Annotated in this window: 26 protein-coding genes and 1 riboswitch; of the genes, 10 read left to right on the top strand and 16 right to left on the bottom strand. The window is 71.9% G+C overall.

All coding sequences use genetic code 11. The features are described 5' to 3' along the window. Window positions 1-60 precede the first annotated feature (60 nt). Window positions 61-216, top strand: a riboswitch (cyclic di-AMP (ydaO/yuaA leader). Between the two features lie 2 nt (window positions 217-218). After that, window positions 219-902 carry a transglycosylase family protein gene (locus tag ACGFJ7_RS18570; RefSeq protein ID WP_360250440.1) on the top strand — a complete coding sequence of 228 codons (684 nt, stop codon included), beginning with the start codon at window positions 219-221 and terminating at the stop codon, window positions 900-902. Here the strand turns inward: ACGFJ7_RS18570 and ACGFJ7_RS18565 are convergent. From ACGFJ7_RS18565 to ACGFJ7_RS18525, 9 genes are all read right to left on the bottom strand, one after another. After that, entirely contained in the window at window positions 884-1,666 is a 783-nt protein-coding gene (locus tag ACGFJ7_RS18565; protein WP_392642820.1) for a hypothetical protein, read from the bottom strand. The genes ACGFJ7_RS18570 and ACGFJ7_RS18565 overlap by 19 nt on opposite strands. A gap of 65 nt (window positions 1,667-1,731) precedes the next feature. Then, complete coding sequence (locus ACGFJ7_RS18560; RefSeq protein WP_360250434.1) at window positions 1,732-1,992, bottom strand: hypothetical protein; 261 nt, start codon at window positions 1,990-1,992, stop codon at window positions 1,732-1,734. A 55-nt stretch (window positions 1,993-2,047) separates the two neighbouring features. Next, entirely contained in the window at window positions 2,048-3,088 is a 1,041-nt protein-coding gene (locus tag ACGFJ7_RS18555; RefSeq protein WP_392642819.1) for an amidohydrolase family protein, read from the bottom strand. Then, entirely contained in the window at window positions 3,085-3,687 is a 603-nt protein-coding gene (locus ACGFJ7_RS18550) for a hypothetical protein (protein WP_392642818.1), read from the bottom strand. Before ACGFJ7_RS18550 ends, ACGFJ7_RS18555 begins: the two co-directional genes overlap by 4 nt. Beyond that, on the bottom strand, window positions 3,684-4,361 hold the full coding sequence (locus tag ACGFJ7_RS18545) for a hypothetical protein (protein ID WP_392642817.1): 678 nt from the start codon (window positions 4,359-4,361) through the stop codon (window positions 3,684-3,686). Before ACGFJ7_RS18545 ends, ACGFJ7_RS18550 begins: the two co-directional genes overlap by 4 nt. Continuing rightward, window positions 4,358-4,645 (bottom strand): hypothetical protein, encoded by a 288-nt coding sequence (locus ACGFJ7_RS18540; RefSeq protein WP_360250422.1) that lies wholly within the window; start codon window positions 4,643-4,645, stop codon window positions 4,358-4,360. The genes ACGFJ7_RS18545 and ACGFJ7_RS18540 overlap by 4 nt, the downstream gene beginning before the upstream one ends. Then, window positions 4,646-5,920, bottom strand: a complete 1,275-nt coding sequence (gene paaK / locus ACGFJ7_RS18535) for a phenylacetate--CoA ligase PaaK (RefSeq protein ID WP_392642816.1) — start codon at window positions 5,918-5,920, stop codon at window positions 4,646-4,648. 93 nt (window positions 5,921-6,013) lie between these two features. Then, window positions 6,014-6,475 (bottom strand): VOC family protein, encoded by a 462-nt coding sequence (locus ACGFJ7_RS18530; protein WP_392642815.1) that lies wholly within the window; start codon window positions 6,473-6,475, stop codon window positions 6,014-6,016. Next, the gene (locus tag ACGFJ7_RS18525; protein ID WP_392642814.1) at window positions 6,472-7,023 is read right to left on the bottom strand and encodes a DinB family protein; all 552 of its coding nucleotides are present in this window, start codon (window positions 7,021-7,023) and stop codon (window positions 6,472-6,474) included. Before ACGFJ7_RS18525 ends, ACGFJ7_RS18530 begins: the two co-directional genes overlap by 4 nt. Before the next feature lie 62 nt (window positions 7,024-7,085). On the opposite strand from ACGFJ7_RS18525, the gene ACGFJ7_RS18520 reads away from it, so the two are divergent. The 4 genes from ACGFJ7_RS18520 (at window position 7,086) to ACGFJ7_RS18505 (ending at window position 10,728) form a co-directional block, all read left to right on the top strand. After that, the gene (locus ACGFJ7_RS18520) at window positions 7,086-8,033 is read left to right on the top strand and encodes a YafY family protein (RefSeq protein ID WP_360250411.1); all 948 of its coding nucleotides are present in this window, start codon (window positions 7,086-7,088) and stop codon (window positions 8,031-8,033) included. Between the two features lie 53 nt (window positions 8,034-8,086). Then, window positions 8,087-8,752, top strand: a complete 666-nt coding sequence (locus ACGFJ7_RS18515) for a carboxypeptidase-like regulatory domain-containing protein (protein ID WP_392642813.1) — start codon at window positions 8,087-8,089, stop codon at window positions 8,750-8,752. 80 nt (window positions 8,753-8,832) lie between these two features. Beyond that, a complete protein-coding gene (locus ACGFJ7_RS18510; RefSeq protein WP_392642812.1) occupies window positions 8,833-9,828 on the top strand; it encodes a hypothetical protein in 996 nt (331 codons plus the stop codon). Window positions 9,829-9,843: 15 nt separating this feature from the next. Continuing rightward, window positions 9,844-10,728: a LysR family transcriptional regulator gene (locus tag ACGFJ7_RS18505; protein WP_392642811.1), complete on the top strand. Its 885-nt coding sequence runs from the start codon at window positions 9,844-9,846 to the stop codon at window positions 10,726-10,728. A 6-nt stretch (window positions 10,729-10,734) separates the two neighbouring features. Here the strand turns inward: ACGFJ7_RS18505 and ACGFJ7_RS18500 are convergent, their stop codons facing one another. Both ACGFJ7_RS18500 and ACGFJ7_RS18495 read right to left on the bottom strand, forming a co-directional pair. Further along, the gene (locus ACGFJ7_RS18500; RefSeq protein ID WP_360250399.1) at window positions 10,735-10,884 is read right to left on the bottom strand and encodes a hypothetical protein; all 150 of its coding nucleotides are present in this window, start codon (window positions 10,882-10,884) and stop codon (window positions 10,735-10,737) included. Window positions 10,885-10,911: 27 nt separating this feature from the next. Next, window positions 10,912-11,349, bottom strand: coding sequence for a MarR family transcriptional regulator (locus tag ACGFJ7_RS18495; protein ID WP_360250396.1), 438 nt, complete (start codon window positions 11,347-11,349; stop codon window positions 10,912-10,914). Between the two features lie 87 nt (window positions 11,350-11,436). On the opposite strand from ACGFJ7_RS18495, the gene ACGFJ7_RS18490 reads away from it, so the two are divergent. Both ACGFJ7_RS18490 and ACGFJ7_RS18485 read left to right on the top strand, forming a co-directional pair. After that, window positions 11,437-12,264 carry an aldo/keto reductase gene (locus ACGFJ7_RS18490; RefSeq protein WP_360250393.1) on the top strand — a complete coding sequence of 276 codons (828 nt, stop codon included), beginning with the start codon at window positions 11,437-11,439 and terminating at the stop codon, window positions 12,262-12,264. 10 nt (window positions 12,265-12,274) lie between these two features. Beyond that, window positions 12,275-12,661 (top strand): hypothetical protein, encoded by a 387-nt coding sequence (locus ACGFJ7_RS18485; RefSeq protein WP_392642810.1) that lies wholly within the window; start codon window positions 12,275-12,277, stop codon window positions 12,659-12,661. Between the two features lie 24 nt (window positions 12,662-12,685). Here the strand turns inward: ACGFJ7_RS18485 and ACGFJ7_RS18480 are convergent, their stop codons facing one another. Continuing rightward, the gene (locus ACGFJ7_RS18480; RefSeq protein ID WP_392642809.1) at window positions 12,686-14,116 is read right to left on the bottom strand and encodes an MFS transporter; all 1,431 of its coding nucleotides are present in this window, start codon (window positions 14,114-14,116) and stop codon (window positions 12,686-12,688) included. Window positions 14,117-14,178: 62 nt separating this feature from the next. Here ACGFJ7_RS18480 and ACGFJ7_RS18475 point away from each other — a divergent pair, with 62 nt between their 5' ends. After that, window positions 14,179-15,186 (top strand): WYL domain-containing protein, encoded by a 1,008-nt coding sequence (locus ACGFJ7_RS18475; protein WP_360250384.1) that lies wholly within the window; start codon window positions 14,179-14,181, stop codon window positions 15,184-15,186. Here the strand turns inward: ACGFJ7_RS18475 and ACGFJ7_RS18470 are convergent. Genes ACGFJ7_RS18470 through pdhA form a run of 4 tightly spaced genes read right to left on the bottom strand, consistent with a single transcriptional unit; the run spans window position 15,183 to window position 18,928 of the window. Continuing rightward, complete coding sequence (locus ACGFJ7_RS18470) at window positions 15,183-15,623, bottom strand: RDD family protein (RefSeq protein ID WP_360250381.1); 441 nt, start codon at window positions 15,621-15,623, stop codon at window positions 15,183-15,185. The two genes, ACGFJ7_RS18475 and ACGFJ7_RS18470, sit on opposite strands and share 4 nt — an antisense overlap. Window positions 15,624-15,675: 52 nt before the next feature. Continuing rightward, entirely contained in the window at window positions 15,676-16,890 is a 1,215-nt protein-coding gene (locus tag ACGFJ7_RS18465; protein ID WP_360250378.1) for a dihydrolipoamide acetyltransferase family protein, read from the bottom strand. Next, window positions 16,887-17,879: an alpha-ketoacid dehydrogenase subunit beta gene (locus ACGFJ7_RS18460; RefSeq protein WP_360250376.1), complete on the bottom strand. Its 993-nt coding sequence runs from the start codon at window positions 17,877-17,879 to the stop codon at window positions 16,887-16,889. Before ACGFJ7_RS18460 ends, ACGFJ7_RS18465 begins: the two co-directional genes overlap by 4 nt. Continuing rightward, window positions 17,876-18,928: a pyruvate dehydrogenase (acetyl-transferring) E1 component subunit alpha gene (gene pdhA, locus ACGFJ7_RS18455; RefSeq protein ID WP_360250373.1), complete on the bottom strand. Its 1,053-nt coding sequence runs from the start codon at window positions 18,926-18,928 to the stop codon at window positions 17,876-17,878. Before pdhA ends, ACGFJ7_RS18460 begins: the two co-directional genes overlap by 4 nt. 131 nt (window positions 18,929-19,059) lie before the next feature. On the opposite strand from pdhA, the gene ACGFJ7_RS18450 reads away from it, so the two are divergent. Further along, a complete protein-coding gene (locus ACGFJ7_RS18450; RefSeq protein ID WP_360250370.1) occupies window positions 19,060-19,491 on the top strand; it encodes an Lrp/AsnC family transcriptional regulator in 432 nt (143 codons plus the stop codon). Window positions 19,492-19,535: 44 nt separating this feature from the next. Further along, window positions 19,536-20,024, top strand: a complete 489-nt coding sequence (locus ACGFJ7_RS18445; RefSeq protein WP_392643163.1) for an alpha/beta hydrolase — start codon at window positions 19,536-19,538, stop codon at window positions 20,022-20,024. Window positions 20,025-20,026: the final 2 nt, after the last annotated feature.

Genomic DNA, 20,026 nt, shown 5'->3' with positions numbered 1-20,026 from the left:
GGCGTGGTTACGGTCGGCCGGTCCCACGATCGTGGGCACCGCGGGCGGAACGCCGAGTCCTGCCGCCGCCCGACGGAATTCAACTCAGGCATGGAGCGGGGGACCCACACGTTCCTCGGCACGCCCAGCGCGTGCCTCGGGGTGAAGCCGCCACGTGCGGCCGGGCACCTCAGCCCGAACCCGACAGCTCACCTCGTAGGCGTGGAGGTTGTTCTTCCATGGCACAGACCCGTAAGCACACCATCGCCCTCGGCCTGACCACCGCCGGCGTGGCCGGAGCGTTCGCCCTGTTCGGTGCGGCCCAGCCGGCTCAGGCCGCGGGCAGCGTCAACTGGGACGCCGTCGCCCAGTGCGAGTCCGGCGGCAACTGGAGCATCAACACCGGCAACGGCTACCACGGTGGCCTGCAGTTCACCAAGAGCACCTGGAAGGCCTACGGCGGCGGCAAGTACGCCAGCACCGCCGACAAGGCGAGCCGCAGCGAGCAGATCCGGATCGCCGAGAAGGTCCTCGACGGTCAGGGCATCGGCGCCTGGCCTGTCTGCGGCAAGAAGGCCGGCTCGTCCAAGAGCTACAAGGGCCACAACACCAGCGGCGCTTCGGAGACGAAGAAGTCGTCGGTGAAGAAGAAGTCGACGAGCACGCACAGCAGCCACAGCACCCACAGCACGCACAAGAAGTCGACCTCGACGACCCACAAGTCGAGCGCGAAGACGACGTCGACCCACAAGTCGACGACCCGGACCAGCGGTGACTTCTACGTGGTCCGCGCCGGCGACACCCTGGCCAAGATCGCCAACCGCTACCAGATCGAGGGTGGCTGGGAGCGGCTCGCCGAGCTCAACAAGAGCATCATCGACGACCCGAACCTGATCTTCCCGGGTCAGCGCATCGCGATCTGAGCGATCTCCCCGAAAGTGACCCGGCGGCTCGCCCGGACCTCGGTGTTCCCCCGCACCGGGGCCGGGGCCGCCGCCAGCACCGCGGCCGCCTGCGATTCCTCGCGCAGGCTGCTCGCGGCGCGCCGGGCCAGCGAGGTGTCGTGCCAGGCCGTGGCCTCGGCCTCGACGGCCAGGTCGTAGCACTGGCGCAGCCACGCGGCCGAGGCCCGCGCGATCACCAGTTCCTGGTCGACCGGGTGCAGCCGCGCGTCCCAGCCGTTGCGCCCGGCGATCGCGTCACCCAGCGCCGAAGCCGGGAGCTCGCCGCGGCCGACCGCCGCCGAGACGGCCTGGTGCAGGAAGCGCTCCCGCGCCGCGTACTCCTCGCAGGTCCGCACCGACCACGGGGTGCCCCACGCCGCGGCCGAGGCCGCGCTCCGCACCCGGGCGTCCGCCTCCAGCCACGCGTCGTACGCCGTGTTCACCGAGGCCGACGCCTGCTCCCAGATCTCCTGCCAGCGCTGCGCCGAGGCCGCCGCCCGCGAGGCCGCCACCTCGACCTCCGAGGCGAACTGGGCCGCCCGCTCGGCCTCCTCGGCCTGACGCCGCCGCAGGGTGGCCTGCGACCGCAGCGCGGCCACGGTCTCCTGAGCCGCCTTCCGGGGGTGGCGCATCGCCTGGGGGCTGCCCAGCAGGAGCAGAGCGGGCAGGGTGAGCAGCATCAGCGTGGCCCAGATGGCCGCCGGCGCCGGCGAGGAAACGAGCATCTCCGCTACAACATTCATGACTATCTATCCGTCCAGTCGGTACGTCCACTCTTCGCAACAGGGCTGCGATCACCAAGCGGTGATCAGAGGGACGCGGCCGGAGGCGCGCGAGAACCGCGGACACCCGCGGTGAACTGCGTACTGAGGACGGTGGCGCGGTCAAGCGGCGCCTGCTCGAACTCCGCCTCCTCACCCGGCTCTTCCGGGGAGGATTCAGAAACGGCGGAGGAGGAAACAGCGGCGGACGGCCGCTGCGGCGTGGCGACCTGCGCCAGCAACACGAACAGCAGAATGGACAGCAACGCGCGCGGCAGGAGTGTCCCGCGTGCGCCGGCCGTCGTCATGCGTACCAACATAGCGACTCATGGGAGATCTTGCCCGGCGCGCCACACCGCCACGTCAGAGTGACGGCCGCCGCGGACGGCGCTTGTGAACGTACGCCGCCGGGAGGCCGAACAGCTTGCGGGCGTTCCCCGAGACGAACGCCCGGAACACCTCCGGCGCGAGCCGCTGGGCCAGCCGCAGCAGCCCGGTGTTGTAGTTCTCGGTCATCTCGATGTTCGGCGGCCGCCGGACGTAGTGGTCGGGCCCGTCGGTGGCCGCGTCCGACCCGAAGAGCACCCGGTCCGGTCCCAGCTCGTCGAGCAGCCGCTCGGCCTCGGCCGACCGGCACCACGAGGTCTCGAGGTAGAGGTTCGGCAGCGCGGCGGCGTGCCGCAGGGCGCGCTTGCGGCCCTCCGGAGGTCCGAGGTACGTGTGGTAGAGCACGAACCGTACCGCCGGGAACCGCTCGGCCAGGCGCCGGATCAGGTCGGGATCGGCCGGTCCGGGCGCGCTGTGCACCGTCACGGGCACGCCGGCCTCCTGGGCCACTCGCAGGTACGGATCCAGCCCCGGCGTGTCGGCCGGATACCCGTCGTACGCCGGATGGAGCTTGAGTCCGGCGCCGCCGGCGGCGAGCCGGCGCCGGACGTCGGCCGGATCGGGACCGCCGGGCCGGACCCAGACGAGCGGGGTGAGCCACGGCGTCGCCTCGGCGACGATCTCGACCAGGTCGTTGTCGGTCCATGAGACCAGCGCGTGCGTCATGCCGCCGGAGAACGCGGCCGTGCGCAGGCTGTCGAAACCCAGCATGCCGCCGCCGGGCGCGCGGACGTGCGTGTGCGCGTCGACCGGGTCCAGCCCGATCCAGAGCCGGTAGTCCGCCCCGTCGTTGTTGTCGCACCGCTCCGATCGCGCCGAGCGCACGACGCAGTCGACGACGTGGCGCCCGGCCGTGGGGATCGAGGCGAGCCAGCCGGCGTCGTCGCGCCGCATGGGCAGATCCCGCGGGGAGGACCACCCGTCGTACCCGTAATGGAGAACCGGGAAGGGAATCGAGCCGGTGTAGCGGATCAGGCCCCGGCCGGCCCACCGCAGCGGTCGGTCGTAGCGCCTCACAGGGAGATGGTCCAGCCGTGACCGTCGTTGTCGTCCCAGCGCTCGTCGTCCGCGGCCGGATCCGGCATCCCCTGGCGCAGCAGGTGATAGCCATAGCGAATGGTGGTTCCGCGCACGCCCCACACCAGCCCTCGGAACACGTGCGGCAGCGGCTGCGCGCGCACGAACTCGTAGACGTCACCTTCCGGGGGCGCGGTACCCGGCGACACGAACGGCAAACCGTCCATCGCCCCGCTGGTGTAGTTCGGCACGGGCGCGTCGACCGCGCTCCAGACGAAACCCACCGAGGTGTACGCCCCGGCGGCGTCGTCGAACACGATTTCGCGCGCCATGATGTCCTCGGTGAAGACCGGAGACGTCGTACGGTCGTTCGCGCCCACGACGAAGAAGAAGTGGTGCAGCGAGAACTCGGTGGACCCGTCGACCGTCCGTGGCAGTTCGAGAACCGCGGTCCGGACCGGGGACGGCGCCAGCACGACCTGTTCGGCCGAGGACCAGTCGGGAGGTGCGCCGCTGGGGGAGCAGACGTAGTGCGCCTGGACCAGGGCGATGCCCGGCCCCGGGTCGACCCAGTTCTTGCGCAGGCCGAAGACGCTCACAGGTGGTGGTACCAACAGTTGCCCCCTCCCGGCGCCGACGCCCCGTCCGGCCCCAGCCACGTCTCGTTCTTCTCCTCCGGCGGGTACATGCGCCCGACGTGGTACTGCTGCACGAGGGTGGCCCCGCGCGGCCCCCACATCCGCGAACGGAAGCGATGCGGCAGGTCCAGGCCGTACAACATCTGGTATTTCTCGTGGTGGAAGCGTTCCTTGTCGTCGTACGTGTAATAGTTCCTGGCCTGGAACTCGGAGTCGCCGGGGATGCGCGGGTCCTCCATGGGGCTGTAGACCGGCGCGACCCAGTCGCCCACCGACCAGTAGATGCAGATGTTGGTGATCCAGCCGTTGTCGTCGGTGTACTCGAGGTCGCGGTAGACGATGTCCTCGGTGAACAGGTCGGTGGTCCAGCGGTGGCCGTGCTGGAACACCTCGAAGTAGTAGTGGAAACGGTATTCCGGCGTGGACCGGTTGTTCTCCAGATCCCAGACGGTGCGCGGCATCCGCAGCACCTTCAGCCGCTGCCGCGGAGAGCCGCCGAGATCCTGCAGTACCCGCGCCTCGTGACCCCAACTCCAGTCCGGCCACTGACCGGGAGGTGTCGCCGCGTAATGGATGAGGACCTGTTCCACACCGTCGCCGGAGTCGGTCCAGCCCTTCGGGTAATACCAGCTCATGGGCTGATCACCTCGTAGGTGCGCACGCTGGGCACACCCATGAGCAGCTCCGGCAGCGCCCGGTAGAAGTCGCCGGTCTCCGGCCGGTCGAGGTAACGCTGCATGTCCTCGACGCTGGCCCAGCTCGACACCGCCATCACGCGGTCGCCGCTGCGCAGCGACTGGACGAAGACGATGCCGGCCGCCCGCGCCACGATCTGCTGTTCCTGCCGGACGACGAGCTCCGACAGCCGGGCCACGGCGCCGGGCCGCGCGGTGGCTTCGAGGATGCGGAATACGGCCATTCAGCGCTCCCTGTGGTCGACCAGCCGCTGGATTTTTCCGGCGGAGCGGGCGAGGGTCTCGGGTTCGGCCACGACCACCTCGACGCTGGTGCCGACGGTGTCCTTGACCGTCTTGGCCATTTCGGCGCCGGCGGCCTCGCGGCGGTCGCCGGGGCAGTCGGGGCGCGCCTCGACCTGGACGGTGAGGTGGTCCATGCGGCCGCGCTTGGTGAGTACCAGCTGGAAATGCGGAGCCAGTCCCGGCGTCCGCAGGATGATCTCCTCGATCTGGGTCGGGAAGAGGTTCACCCCGCGCAGGATGATCATGTCGTCGGAGCGGCCGGTGATCTTCTCCATCCGGCGCATCGCCGGGCGCGCGGTGCCGGGCATCAGCCGGGTCAGGTCGCGGGTGCGATACCTGATGATGGGCATCGCCTCCTTGGTGAGCGAGGTGAAGACGAGTTCGCCGTGCTCGGCCGGCTCGCCGGTGACCGGGTCCAGGATCTCCGGGTAGAAGTGGTCCTCCCAGATGTGCAGGCCGTCCTTGGTCTCCACGCACTCCTGGGCGACGCCGGGCCCGATCACCTCGGACAGGCCGTAGATGTCGACGGCGTGGATGCCGGCGCGTTCCTCCATCTCGAGGCGCATCTGCTCGGTCCACGGCTCGGCCCCGAAAATCCCGATCTCGAGGCTCGACTTGCGCGGGTCGAGGCCCTGTTTCTCGAACTCGTCGATGACGGTGAGCATGTACGACGGCGTCACCATGATGACCCGCGGCTGGAAGTCGGTGATGAGCTGCACCTGCCGCGGCGTCATGCCGCCTGACACCGGGATGACCGTGCAGCCCAGCCTCTCCGCCCCGTAATGGGCGCCCAGGCCCCCGGTGAAGAGCCCGTAGCCGTACGCGTTGTGGAGCCGATCGCCGGGCCGGGCGCCGGCCGCGCGCAGCGATCGGGCCATCACCGTCGACCAGGTGTCGAGGTCACGCTCGGTGTAGCCGACGACGGTGGGCTTGCCGGTCGTCCCCGACGACGCGTGGATGCGCCGCACCTGGTCGCCGGGGACGGCGAACATGCCGAACGGGTAGTTGTCGCGTAGGTCGGCCTTGCTGGTGGTGGGAAATCGCGCCAGGTCGGACAGGTCGCGGCAGTCGTCCGGGTGGACACCGGCGGCGTCGAACGCCCGCCGGTAGTGCGGGACGTTCTGGTACGCGTGCCGCAGCGTCCACTGGAGCCGTTCGAGCTGGAGCCCGCGCAGCTCGTCCACGCTCAGCCGCTCGGCGTCGTCGACCGTCATAGGAGCCTCCCGTCAGGTGCTCCATTCACGTAATCCCCGCGAAAGGAGGTTCGCAACTTGGGAGGCTCGTTACGCACAACCGCGCAAGACGGGTCAGTCCAGGCAGAACTCGTTGCCCTCGGGGTCGGCCATCACGATGAACCCGAAGCTCAGCGGGGGAGCGGGCTCCTCACGCCGCAGCCGCTTGGCCCCGAGCGCCACGAGCCGGTCGTGCTCGGCCTCCAGCGCCGCCATCCGTTCCTCGCCCCGAAGGCCGGGAGCCGACCGGACGTCCAGGTGAACGCGGTTCTTGACCGCCTTCTCCTCGGGCACCTGCTGGAAGAACACGCGGGGGCGCTTCCCCTCGGGATCCTCGATCGCCGACTGCGCGTTGCGCCGCTGTTGCGGCACGTTGAACCGCTCCAGCGCCTCCTCCCAGGCGGCCCACACGTCGTCGCCGGGCGCCAGCTCGACGCCCGGCGGCGCCGGCACGACGTAGCCGAGGACCTGGCGCCAGAACTCGGCCTGGGCCTTGGGGTCGCGGGCGTCGAAGGTCACCTGGAACTCGGTGCTCACAGCTTTTCTCCATTCGTGTGCGGGTAGAGGTCGCGCAGCAGGCAGACCTCGGACAGGTGATGGATCAGTTCGCGGTTGATGTGCAGGACCAGCTCGGCCATCGTCGCCTCCGGATAGGGCTCGCTCGGTCCCGCCTTCTTCTCCAGGTCAGCCTGGCTCACCCCGGCCAGCCAGATCGCCAGCTGCTCGTCGAGCTGGCGGCGGGCCCCGGCCGCCGTTCCGGCATAATCCCACGTCTCGTACGCGGCGGCGGGCGCGCCGAAGTGGGACGCGTTGCGCATCGCGAGCACCCCGACGATCACGTGACCGAGCCGCCAGGCGATCGTCGTGACGGGCGGCGGCGACGGCTCGGGAAACGCGAAGTCGATGGTGAAGTCGCCGCCGCCGGCGTGCACCGGCGCGGGCGAGGTGCCGCGCGGCCGCACGTTCCAGCCGTCCGTCACCGGCTCCCAGAAGTACTCGTCGTCGGTGAGCCCGTCCAGGCGCGGGCCGACCTGGTTATTCCAGTGCCATTCCCACTGCTCGCGAAGTGCGCGGTTGAGGTCCATGTCCGCACCATGCCAGTTGAGGCGGACAGGATCGGTCCGCTATCTCTGACAAGGTGGGTGACATGGACACGACCGAACGGGTGCTCACGCTCCTGGGCCTGCTTCAGCAACGCCGCGTCTGGACCGGGCCCGAGCTGGCGGAACGGCTCGGCGTCACGTCCCGCACGGTCCGCCGCGACGTCGACCGGCTGCGCACGCTCGGCTACCCGGTCAACGCCGGCCAGGGCGCCGGCGGCGGATATCAGCTCGGTCCCGGGCAGGCGCTGCCGCCGCTGCTGCTCGACGACGAGGAGGCCATCGCGACCGCCGTCTCCCTGCTGGCCGGAGTCGGCGGGGAGGCGGCGCTGCGGGCCCTGTCCAAGCTCGATCAGGTGCTTCCGGCCCGGCTGCGGCAGTCGGTGAAGGCGCTGTCGGGGTCCGTCTCGTCGTTCGGCCGCGAGCGCTCCTTCGGCGATCCGGCCGACCTGATGACGCTGGCCCGGGCCTGCCGCGACCAGGTGCTCGTCGACTTCACGTACACCTCGGGGCCGCGGCACGCCGAGCCGTACCGGCTGGTCGCCTCGGACAAGCGGTGGTACCTGTTCGCGTACGACCTCGATCGCGACGACTGGCGCACCTTCCGGGTTGACCGGATGAGCGAGGTGTCCGCGCGCACCTGGCGTTTCCGGCCACGCCCGGCACCGGACGCGGCCACCTATGTCCAAGAAGGAGTGACGAGCCGGGTCTACAAGTATCAGGGCCGCTTCCTGGTGCACGCTCCGGCATCCGTCGTGCGGGCGGCGGTCCCGCCCTCGGCCGCCATCGTCTACGAGCGCGACGACGGAAACTCCGAAGTGGTCAGTGGGGCCGACAACCTGGATTTCATTCTCATGCACGTGGTCCTGCTGGGGCATGAATTCCAGGTGCTGGAACCGCCCGAACTGTCGGCCCGGTGTCACTCGGTGGCCGCCCGGCTCCTCGCGGCTACCGGTTTCGTGCCACCTGCCACAGAGATCGATCCCGCTCGCTGACCGGCCCGCATAGCGTTCTCCGCACACCACTTCTTCACGGGGAGAACACAGAAATGCGCCGTCGCCAGGTCATCACCGCCACCCTCGCCGCCGCCTTCGTCGCCACCACCGCCTTCGCCGCCCCGGCCCAGGCCGCCGGGACCGATGTGGACAACGGCACCATCGCCGGTCGCGTCGTCACCCCGGCCGGCCGCCCGGCCGCCGGTGTCAAGGTCACCGTCGACGACATCGACACCGCCCGGCCGTTCACGGCCACGACGGCCGCCGACGGCCGCTACGCCATCGAGGTGCCGGCCGGCGACGCGTACGTCGTCAGCTTCACCGACGGCCACCTCCAGCAGTACTCGCCGCGGACGCTCGACTTCGCGCAGGCCACCGTCCACACGGTCCGGGAGGGCCGCACCCTGCGCGTCAGCGAGCGCCTGTTCCACGCCGCCACCCTGACCGGCCGCCTCACCGACGAGACCGGCGCGCCGGTCGCGGGCGCCTCGGTCGACTTCGTCAACATCGAGAACGCGTTCGGCCTGACCACCACCACCGGCGCCGACGGCCGCTACCGTTTCTCCAAGCTCGCCCCCGGCCCGGTCAAGGTGCACTTCCGCACGGCCGGCGGCCGCTCGCAGTGGGCCCACCAGGCCGCCTCGTACGAGGAGGCCGACGTGGCCACCCTCAAGCTCGGCCGGGTGACGGCGGTCAGCGACTCCCTGCTGGCCCCGTGACGCGGTAGCTGTCGCGAAGCCACCGGGCGCCTCACCTGAGCGGGGGAGGGCGCCCGGTGGCTTCGTTGTAGTCTCCGGTCGTGCGCCGCAGCCGGGTCGTCGAGGTTCGCCGGCTCCAGGCCGCCCTGGCCGAGCGGGAGCGGACCCTGAGCGCCGACCACCCGCGTACCGTGCGCAGCCGGATCGAGCTGGCCGGGGCCTACCGGTCGACGCCCGAGTACGACGATCCCGGCCACGCGGTCTGGGAGGACGCGGCCATCGGTGAGCTCGCGAAGGCAGCCGAAAGCCGGGCGCGGACCCTCGGGCCGGAGCACCCGGACACCCTCACCGTCCGCGAGGAGCTGGCCCTGGTGCGCTGGGGTGCCGAGGGCGACCGTGAGCCGCGCCTGATCGCCGAGCTGGAGAGCATCGCGGCCGCGCGCGCCCGGATCCTCGGCGAGGCCCACCCGGACACTCTGGAGACCCTGTCCCGCCTGGAGTTCTGGTCGTCGCCCGGGCCGGTCCGCTCGGCGTTGCGGAAACGGATCCTGCGCGGCTGGCGCGAGGCGGCCGCCGGGCCGGACGACATCGGGACGCTTCGGGCCCGGGCGCGGCTGGCGGCGCTGCACCGGCGTTTCGGCGACGAGGGAGCGGCCCGGGCGCTGTTCGGGCAGGTCGCGGCCGCCTGCGAACGGATCGTGGCCGACCGCGCGCGCGACCTCGGGCCGGTGCATCCGGATACCGTGGCGGCCCGCGAGGAGCACGCGCGATACGTGCGGTGGCCGGCCGGGCCGGACGAGGAGCGCCACCGGAAACGGGGGATCGCCGGCGACCTGGAACGGCTGCTGGGGCCGGACGACCCGCGAACCCTGCGCGCGCTGATCCGCCTGGCCGCCGAGACGCCACCGGACGAGGGGCTGCTCGCCCGCGCCCACGCCGTGCTGGGCCGGGACGACGAGGACGTGGCGCTGCTGCGGGCCCACCTGGTCGTGGCGTACGCGGTGCGCGGCCGCGAGGACGAAGCGCTGGCCCTGGTGGCGCGATATCCGGTGGCCGCGGACGACGACGTGCTCGACCAGCCCGTACGCCCGTTTTGATAGCCTGCTGGCCGTATGGAGCTGCGCCACCTGCGGTACTTCCTGGTCGTGGCCGAGGAGCGCCACTTCGGGCGGGCCGCCGCGCGGCTGCACATCGCCCAGCCGCCGCTGTCCCAGGCGATCCGCCGGCTCGAGGCCGAGCTCGGTGTCGAACTGCTGCACCGCACCACCCGCCGGGTCGAGCTGACCGAGGCCGGCCGGGCCTACCTGGCGCGGGTGAAGGCGATCCTGGCCGACGTGGAGCAGGCCGGTCACGAGGCGCGCCGGGTCGCGGCGGGCGTGGTCGGTCATCTGGCCATCGGCTGCGTCGGCTCGGTCACGTACAGCCTGTTGCCCGCCCTCTCCCGGCACCTCGCGGTCGAACTGCCGGGCGTCGACTTCTCGTTCCGGGGCGAGATGCTCGCGCCCGACCAGGTCGAGGCGCTGCGCTCGGGTGAGATCGACCTGGCGCTGCTGCGCCCGCCGGTGGCCGACCGGTCCCTGACCGTCACCCCGCTGCGCCGCGACCGCCTGGTCGTCGCGCTCCCGGCCGCGCATCCACTGACCGGGCGTGAGCGGGTACGGGTCACCGACCTGGGGGAGACGCCGCTGATCGTGCACTCCGCCGGTCGCCGTTCGGTGATGTACGGCGTGGTGCTCGGCCTGTTCCGCGACGCCGGCCTCGAGCCCCGCGTCCGGCACGAGGTCGGCGAGACGTCCACCGTCATCACTCTGGTGGCCGGCGGCCTGGGTGTGGCGGTGGTGCCGGAGCCGGTGACCGCCCTGGCCCTCGACGGTGTGGTCTACCGCCCGCTGGCCGGCCCGGCCGCCACCGTCGACCTGGCCCTGGCCCACCGGGCCGATCGGGCCGAGCCCCATCTCAGCCGCACGATCGAGCTGATCCGGGGCCTGGCCTCGTGAACGCCGTCAGACGTCGGTGCCGTCGGCCGGGTCGGCCTTGTCGTGCTCCTTCAGGTCGGGCCGGTCCTCGGTTCCGGCCCGGCTGGGCGATTCCTCGGGCGCCGGCGCGCCGTCGCCCTGTTCCACCGCGTCCCGTTCGTTCCTCTGATCGCTCATGACCATCGGATACCCGCCGGTTGCCGGTCAAACCCGATGCAGGGTCGCGGCCAGGCTCTCCAGCTCGGGGATCGTCCCGGCCTCGGCCAGCGACTGCTCCAGTACGCGGTCGTGGGTGGGCCGCGCCTCGGACAGCAGCCGCTGCCCGGCCGCGGTGAGCTCGGTGTAGATGCCGCGCCGGTCGTCGGCGCACAGGATGCGGGTCAGCAGGCCCCGGTCTTCCAGGCGGGTGACCAGCCGGGTGGTGGCGCTGCTGGACAGGGCGGCCGCGCGGGCCAGCTGCTGCATGCGCATGTGCCAGCCGTCCTGGCGGCTCAGCGCGTCGAGGACCGTGAACTCGACGACGGAAAGCTTGTGCTCGGCCTGGAGCGCCTTCTCGAGCGCGGTCTCGATGAGGCCGTGCAGGGCGGCCAGGCGCCGCCACCCCTGGGCGCGGATCTCGACCGCGTCGTTGCTGATCCCCATGGCGACCAACCTTACACCGCCTTGCGCCGATAGAACGCGCGTGCAACTATCGGTTAGTTGCATACGCTGTCTATTGCAGGAGAAACAATGACTGCCGTCCCTACCGTCACGCTCAACGACGGCGTGACCATCCCGCAGCTCGGCTTCGGCGTCTTCCAGGTGCCCGGCGCCCAGACCCAGGCCGCGGTCTCCACCGCGCTCGAGGCGGGCTACCGCAGCATCGACACCGCGTCGGCCTACGGCAACGAGGCCGGCGTCGGCCGCGCGATCGCGGCCTCCGGCCTGCTCCGCGACGAGCTCTTCGTCACGACCAAGCTGTGGATCTCCGATTTCGGCCGTACGCCCACCCGTGACGCCCTGCGCCGGAGCCTCGACGCCCTGGGTCTCGACCGGGTCGACCTGTACCTCATCCACTGGCCGGCCCCCGCCACCGACGCCTACCTGGAGACGTGGCAGGCCCTCGAGGAACTGCGCGCCGAGAAGCTGACCCGCTCCATCGGCGTCTCCAACTTCCTGCCTGGACACCTCGACCGGGTGGCCGCCCTCGGCGGCGCCGTGCCCTCGGTCAACCAGATCGAGCTGCACCCGGCCCTGCAGAACCGCGAGACCGTGGCCGCGAACACCGCCCTCGGCATCGTCACCGAGGCCTGGAGCCCGCTCGCCCAGGGCGCCGTCCTCGACGCGGCGCCCGTGGTGGCCGCCGCCCGCGACCACGGGGTCACCCCGGCCCAGGCCGTCCTGCGCTGGCACCTCCAGCAGGGCCGCGTGGTCATCCCGAAGTCGGTCACCCCGGCCCGCATCGCGGCCAACCTCGACGTCTTCGGCTTCGACCTGACGCCGGCCGAGCTGGCCGCGATCGACGCTCTGGAGAGCGACGGCCGTACGGGCCCGCATCCCGCGACCTTCAACGGGTAAGAAGGCCGGCATGTCGAAGACTCGCAATCTCGCCCAGGCCGCCCTCGGCCTGGTGCTGCTGACCGCCGGCGCCGGCCACCTGACGACCCAGCGCGAGGAGTTCCAGGCCCAGGTGCCGTCCTGGGTGCCCCTCGACCCGGACTTCGTCGTGCTGGCCTCCGGCCTGGTCGAGCTCGGCCTCGGCGCCGCGCTGCTGTCCACCTGGAAGCAGCCGACCCGCGGCCGCCTGGGCAAACTGGCGGCCGCCTTCTTCGTCGGGGTCTTCCCCGGCAACATCGCCCAGTACACCGAGCGCAAGGACGGCTTCGGCCTGGACACCGACCGCAAGCGGGCGCTGCGCCTGCTCGGCCAGCCGGCGCTGGTCGCCTGGGCCCTCGCCGCCACCCGCGAGAGCTGACTCCCGGCCGCTCCCGGCGGGGTGTCAGCCCGGGCCGGGAGCGGCGGCGGTGCGGGGCAGGGCGAGCATCACCAGGGCGGCCAGCAGATAGGCGGCCACCTGCCAGGGCATGACCCGAGCGAGACCGTCCGGGGCGCTGAAGAAGACGGTGCCGAGCACCGCGACACCGGCCGCTCCGCCGATCTGGGTGACGGTCGACAGCACCCCGCCGGCGGCGCCGGCCTGACGACCGGGCACGCCGGCCAGCACGACGTTGACCAGGATCGGGGCGGCCAGCCCGAGCCCCAGCCCGCCCAGGAACAGGGCACCGGCCAGAGGCCAGTATCCGGGTGTGCCACCGTCGCGGACCAGCAGCCACAGCAGGCCCTGTGAGGCGGCGAGTGTCAGCGAGCCGGTGACCAGCAGAGCCCGGCCGGCCTTGGCCGCCAGGGCCACTCCGGCGCCGGACGTGAGCATGGAACCGATCGCGTACGGCAACAGCACCAGGCCGGTCTGCCACGCCGAGCGGCCCGTCTCCGACTGCAGGTAGATCGACAGGACCAGGAAGAACGACGCCAGCGCGCCGAAGAAGAGCACCGACGCGGCCAGCCCGGCGGTGAACGGGCGTACGGTCAGCAGCGCCGGGTCCAGAATCGGCTGCCCGCCCCGGTTCGCCACCCGCCGCTCGTACGCCACGAAGCCGGCGAGCAGACCCAGACCGGCCACCAGCATCGCCCATCCCCACCAGGGCCAGCCCCAGTCCCGTCCCTGCACCAGGGGCAGCAGCACCAGCACCACCGCGCCCGCGGACAGCAGCGCGCCGGCGACGTCCAGGCGGGCCCGCTCCGGCGCGGTGGATTCCGGCAGCACCCGGATCCCCACCACCAGGGCGACCACGGCGACGGGGATGTTGATCCAGAAGACCGTGCGCCAGCCCAGGCCCCACAGGTCCGCGTCGACCAGGGCGCCACCGAGCAGCGGACCGGCGACAGCGGCCAGGCCCTGCACCGCGCCGTAGGCCCCGAACGCCTTGGCCATGGCGGCCGGCGCGAACGAGGACCTGATGATCCCGAAGACCTGCGGCACCATGAAGCCGCCGGCCAGGCCCTGCACCGCTCGCAGGGCGATCAGCGCCCCGGCCCCCGGAGCCAGCGCGCAGGCCGCCGAAGCGACGGCGAAACAGGCCAGTGCCACCAGGAACACCCGGCGGCGGCCGTACGCGTCGCCGACCCGCCCGCCGGTGATCAGGCCGGAGCCGAGGGCCAGGGTGTACGCGGCCACCGTCCACTGGAGCTGGGACTCGCCGGCACCCAGGTCGGCGGCGATGCCGGGGGCGGCGACAGTCACGATGGTGACGTCGAGCAGATCCATGAACGAGGCGAACAGGACGACCAGCAGGGCGATCGACGCCCGCCGGCCGGCGACCGACGGCGGCCGGGACACGGTCGTCCCGGCCGGGGAAAGATGAGTGCTCATGACGGCAGCGTGGCAACCATGGCGGACACCGGCTGACCGCCACGTCTGAAATTGTGGATTCCATGGCCGATACCTCCGCGCGGATCTTGCGCCTGCTCTCCCTGCTGGAGGCGCGCGTCGAGTGGCGCGGCGCCGAGCTCGCCGCCCGGCTGGACGTGTCGGCCCGGACCCTGCGGCGTGACGTCGACACCCTGCGCGAGCTCGGCTATCCGGTGAACGCCGTGATGGGGGCGGGCGGCGGATACCGGCTCGGCGCCGGCGGCCGGTTGCCGGCTCTCGTGCTCGACGACGACCAGGCGATCGCGATCGCGCTGGCTCTGCAGACCGCGCCGGCGACGGTGACCGGGATCGACGACGCCGTGGCCCGGGCGCTCACCACCCTGCGCCAGGTCATGCCGGCCCGGCTGCGCGCGGCGAGCGAGGCCTTCGAGGTCACCTCGCTGCGCAACTACTGGGAGTTCTCCGCCCCGCCGATCGACGTGGGCACGCTGCGGACGGTCGGCGCGGCGATCCGTACCGCCCGGGTGTTGCGCTTCGACTACCTCGACCCCGACGGCTGCGTGACCGAGCCCGGCCGGCCCGGGTTCCGCCCGCCCCGCGAGGTCGAGCCGCATCACCTGGTCGTCTGGGCCGGGCGCTGGTACCTGATCGCCCGCGGCCACCGCGACCGGGAGTGGCACACCTACCGGGTCGACCGGATCCGCCCGCACACCCCCGGCGGCGGGGCGGTGTTCACGCCCCAGCCGCTCACCCGCGACGACCTGACCCGCCTGGTCGTGCGGAACCCGGACCGCGGTGACACGCCCGGCCGGTGGCAGTGCGTCGGCTCGGCCGTCCTCGAGCTGCCGGCCGAGGTCGCCGCTCGCTGGGCGCCGGGCGGTTCCGTCGTCGAGCCCGCCGGCGCCGACCGCAGCCGGCTCACCATCGGCGGCTGGTCCTGGGCCGGGATCGCCGGTCTGTTCATCACCTTCGACACCGACCTGAGCGAGGTCGAGCCGGCCGAACTCCGGTCCGCGATGGACCAGATCAGCCGGCGCCTCAAAGCCGCGACGACACCGTCGCCGAGCTAGCCGCGGACGACCTGGGTGCGGGCGACGATGTCGCCGACGCGGCGGCGGCGCGGGGAGGACAGGACGACGATGAACGCGACCAGGTAGCCGAAGATGCTGTCGATGATGCGGAAGATGGTGCGCAGGATCGCCTTGCCGACGCCCGGCGGGGTACGGCCGGTCTCGCCGTCGACCACCCTGATCCCGGTCACCATCTTGCCCACCGTACGGCCCAGGTAGCCCTCCATCAGGACGTAGTAGAGCGTGGCGACCACGAAAAGCAGGAGATTGCCGCCGCTCGCCAGGTGGGTCAGCTCACGGCCGCTGACGACGACGTCCAGGTCGAACACCGCGGCCAGAATATTGCCGATCACGCCGAGCACGATGCCGTCGATGATGGTCGCCACCACCCGCCGCCCGGTCACGCGGACGTCCGGTCCCCCCGATACATGAGTCATGGAAGCCATCCTCACAGGGTGAAGGGGCGGGTCACTCACCCGCCCCTCACGATCACAACCGGGCGATCGCGGCCGCCGGGTTCTCGATGGCGTCGGCGACCGCGCGCATGAAGCCGGCGGCCGTGCCGCCGTCGCAGACGCGGTGATCGAAGACGAAGCTCATCTGGGTGATCTTGCGGACGCACAGCTCACCGCCGACCACCCACGGGCGGTCGATGATGCGGCCGAAGCCGAGGATCGCCACCTGCGGATGGTTGATGATGGCGGCGCTGCCGTCCACGTTGAAGCCGCCGTAGTTGTTCAGCGTGAACGTCCCGGCCGGGGCGCCCACGGTGCCCTCCCGGGCGGCGGCGGTCACCTTCCGGATCTCCTCGTCGAGCCGGGTCGTGGTCATCGACCCGGCGTCGGTCACCGCCGGCACCACCAGCCCCCGCGAGCCCTGCACCGCGATGCCGAGGTCGATCCGGTCGTACTGGACGATCTCCTGGCGCTCGGTGTCGAGGCGCGCGTTGAGCACCGGGTACTGCTTGAGCGCGGCCACCACGAACCGCGCGATGTAGGAAAGGATCCCCGGACCCGGCCGTACGCTCTCGCGCAGCTCCCACAGCGGCGTCGCGTCGACGTCGACCCAGACCGTCGCCTCGGGGATCTCGGACCGGCTGCGGGCCAGCGCGGCCGACACCGCCTTGCGGAACCCGCTCAACGGAATCCGCTGCTCGCCCGGCACGGTCACCGCGGGGGCCATCGGCGGCACGGCCGTCTCGGCGGCCGTTTCGACGTCGGCCCGCACGATCAGGCCGCCCGGGCCGCTGCCGGTGATGGTGCGCAGATCGAGTCCCTTGTCGCGGGCGATCCGCCGCACCAGCGGGGACACCACCAGAGGGACCCGGGAGACCGTCGTGTGCACGGGCCGCCGCCGGCGGCGGCCCGAGGCGGCCGGCGCGGCGCTCGTCCCGTACCCGATCAGGACGTTCCCGGATCCGGCACGCTCCTCCTCGCGGTAGGTCTCGGCCGGCGTCGGCGCGGCGACCGCGCCGACCGTCAGCAGCGGCTTGCCGACCTCCAGCACCGAGCCCTCGGGGGCGTGGCGCACCGCGACCTCACCGGCGAACGGCGTCGGCACCTCGACCAGCGACTTGGCCGTCTCCACCTCCACGACCGGCTGGTCGACGGCGACGGTGTCACCCTCCTTCACCAGCCAGCGCACCACCTCCGCCTCGGTCAGCCCCTCGCCGAGGTCGGGCAGCAGGAACACCTGGCCGCTCACGAGTCCTCCCACTGCAGGTCGTCGACCGCTTCGAGCACCCGGTCCACATCGGGCAGGTGCAGGTGCTCCAGCTTCGGCGGCGGGTAGGGGATGTCGTAGCCGGTCACCCGCCGGATCGGCGCCGCCAGCGAGTGGAAGCAGCGCTCGGTCACCCGGGCCACGATCTCCGAGGAGACGCTGGCGAACCCGCTCGCCTCGGCGACCACCACGGCCCGCCCGGTCGACCGGACCGCCGCGCACACCGTCTCGTCGTCGAACGGCACGATCGACCGCAGGTCCACGACCTGAAGGCTGCGGCCCTCCCGGTCGGCGACCTCGGCCGCCTCCAGCGCGACCGGCACCGACGGCCCGTAGGCGATCAGGGTCGCGTCGGTGCCCTCCCGGCGGACGACCGCCTTGCCGATGCCCGCCGCCGGGCGACCGGAGAGCTCGACCTCCTCCTTGCTCCAGTAGAGCTTCTTCGGCTCCAGGAAGACGACCGGGTCGGGCGAGGCGATCGCCTCCCGCAGCAGGCCGTACGCGTCCGACGGGGTGGCCGGGGCGACCACGTGCAGGCCCGGCGTGTGCGCGTAATACGCCTCCGACGAGTCGCAGTGGTGTTCGACACCGCCGATGCCGCCCGCGTACGGAACGCGGATCACCATCGGCAGGGACACCTTGCCGCGCGTACGGTTCCGCATCTTCGCCACATGGCTGACGATCTGCTCGAACGCCGGATAGGCGAACGCGTCGAACTGCATCTCGACGACCGGGCGCATCCCGTTCATGGCCATGCCGACGGCGACACCGACGATGCCCGACTCGGCCAGCGGCGTGTCGAAGCAGCGGTCCTCGCCGAACTCGGCGGTCAGGCCGTCGGTGATCCGGAAGACCCCGCCGAGCGGGCCCACGTCCTCGCCGAAGACGACCACCGCCGGATCGGCGGCCATCGCGTCGCGCAGGGCCCGGTTGAGCGCCTGCCCCATCGAAAGCTTCTCGTGGACGGTCATGCCTGGGCCCCCTGCTCCCGCAGTTGGGTTGTCGGTTCGGCGTACACATAAGCGAAAAGGTCGTGGGGGTCGGGCTCGACATCGCGGTTGATGCCGTCGCGCATGTGCTCTGCCGTCTTCTCGGCCGCCGCCCGCATCTCGGCGAGCGAATCGTCGGTCAGCAGACCCCGATCGCGCAGGTGCTTCTCGAGGCGGACGATCGGGTCGCGCTCGACCCAGGCCGCCACCTCGTCGTCGGTGCGGTAGCGCGTCGCGTCGTCCGCGTTGGTGTGCGCCTGCATCCGGTACGTGTGGGCCTCGACGAGCTGCGGTCCCTCACCGGCGCGCGCTCGATTCACGGCGTCCGTCAGCACGGCCAGCACGGCGGCGACGTCGTTGCCGTCCACGCGCTCGCTCCTGATCCCGTACCCGATGCCCTTGTAGGCCAGGGAAGGAGCGGCGGTCTGCCGGGAGAGCGGGACGCTGATGGCGTACTCGTTGTTCTGGAGGAAGAACACCACGGGCGCCTTGAGGACGGCGGCGAAGTTCAGCGCCTCGTGGAAGTCGCCCTCGCTCGTGCCGCCGTCGCCGCAGAGGGCCATCACGACTGTTCGCTCGCCCTTGAGCCGGGCGGCGTGCGCCACGCCGACCGCGTGCGGCAGCTGGGTGGCGAGCGGCGTCGTGTGCGGGGCGACCTTGTGTTCATGCGGGTCGTAACCGCAGTGCCAGTCGCCCTTGAGCAGGCTGAGCGCCTCGACCGGGTCGACGCCGCGCTCGGCGATGGCCGCCGTGTCCCGGTAGGTGGGGAACAGCCAGTCGCCGTCGCCGAGCACCTGGGCCGCCCCGACCTGGCAGGCCTCCTGCCCGTGCGACGACGGGTAGACGGCCAGCCGGCCCTGGCGGACCAGGGCGTATGCCTGCTCGTTGAGCCGGCGCGCGGTGATCAGACCCTGTAGGGCCCTCAGCAGCGCCGCGTCGTCCGGCAACTCGTCTCGTACGGCCCGGCCGTCGACGCCGATCAGCGTCACGGGCGTGGCCGAGGGGAGAAGGTGGTGTGCGTCACCTGTCATGTGGACATGCTTCGCTTCATGCCAATTGGTTTCCACTATCGGGTGAAAACCGAGAAGATGTACGCTCGCCACGAGTTCTTGGGAGCCAAACGTCTCGGCCGGGCGCCTAGTGGATCGGAGGGGCGAGACAAGTGGTCGACGACATCGATCGCCAGATTCTGGCCGAGCTCACCCAGGACGGGCGCCTGTCGATGCGTACCCTGGCCGAGCGCCTGCACATCTCCCGGGCCAACGCCTACGCCCGGGTCGAGCGCCTGCGCTCCACGAACGTGATCCGCGGCTTCCGGGCCGACGTCGACCCGGTCGCGGCCGGCCTGGGCACCTCGGCCTACGTGACGGTGAACCTCAACCAGGCCGAGTGGCGCGACGTGGCCGACCAGCTCCGGGCGCTGCCCGGCGTCGTGCACATCGCCCTGGTCGGCGGCGAGTTCGACGTCATCATGCTGGTACGCGCGCCGGACAACGCGGCCCTCGGCCGCCTCGTGCTCGACGAGATCCAGGGCATGCCCGGCGTCGTCAACACCCGTACCCTGCTGGTCTTCGAAGAGGTGGAGAAGCCGTGACCTCACCCGAGAAAGGTTGACGCGCCGGCCATCTTCCGGCTTCCCTGGCGTACGCGGCGGTCCGCGCGCCGATCGCCGAAGGAACCGGATACGCCTGGTTCGCCAACCGGGGGATCGGCCGCCCCCGCCCCGAATCGCTGCGCGCGAGCATCGACTGGTTCCGTGAATGGCTGGACGCCACGGCGAAGGGCCGCCCGGTGGTCCTCGCCGGCTTCAGCGGGGGAGCGGCGTTCGCCGGCGGTCTCCTGCTCGACGACCCCACCCGTTTCGCCGGCGCCGCCATCCTCTACGGCACCCTGCCGTTCGACGCCGGGGTGCCCGTCACGCCCCAGCGCCTGTCCGGCGTGCCGGTGCTGGTCGCCCAGGGCGACCACGACACCGTCATTCCCCGCGAACTCCAGGACCGGACCTGGGCCTACGTGACCATGGAGTCCGGCGCCCTCGCCGAGGCCCGCCGCGATCCCGTCGGCCACGGCATCGCCCCCGACGCGCTCAAGGCGCTGCACACGTGGCTCGAGGAGGCCGCCCGGTAACG

This window comes from Actinoplanes sp. NPDC048988 (assembly GCF_043197815.1).
In the GTDB taxonomy this organism is placed as follows: domain Bacteria; phylum Actinomycetota; class Actinomycetes; order Mycobacteriales; family Micromonosporaceae; genus Actinoplanes.
The sequence above is the reverse complement of the archived record's forward strand: the minus strand, read 5'-3'. Positions and strand labels throughout refer to the sequence as shown.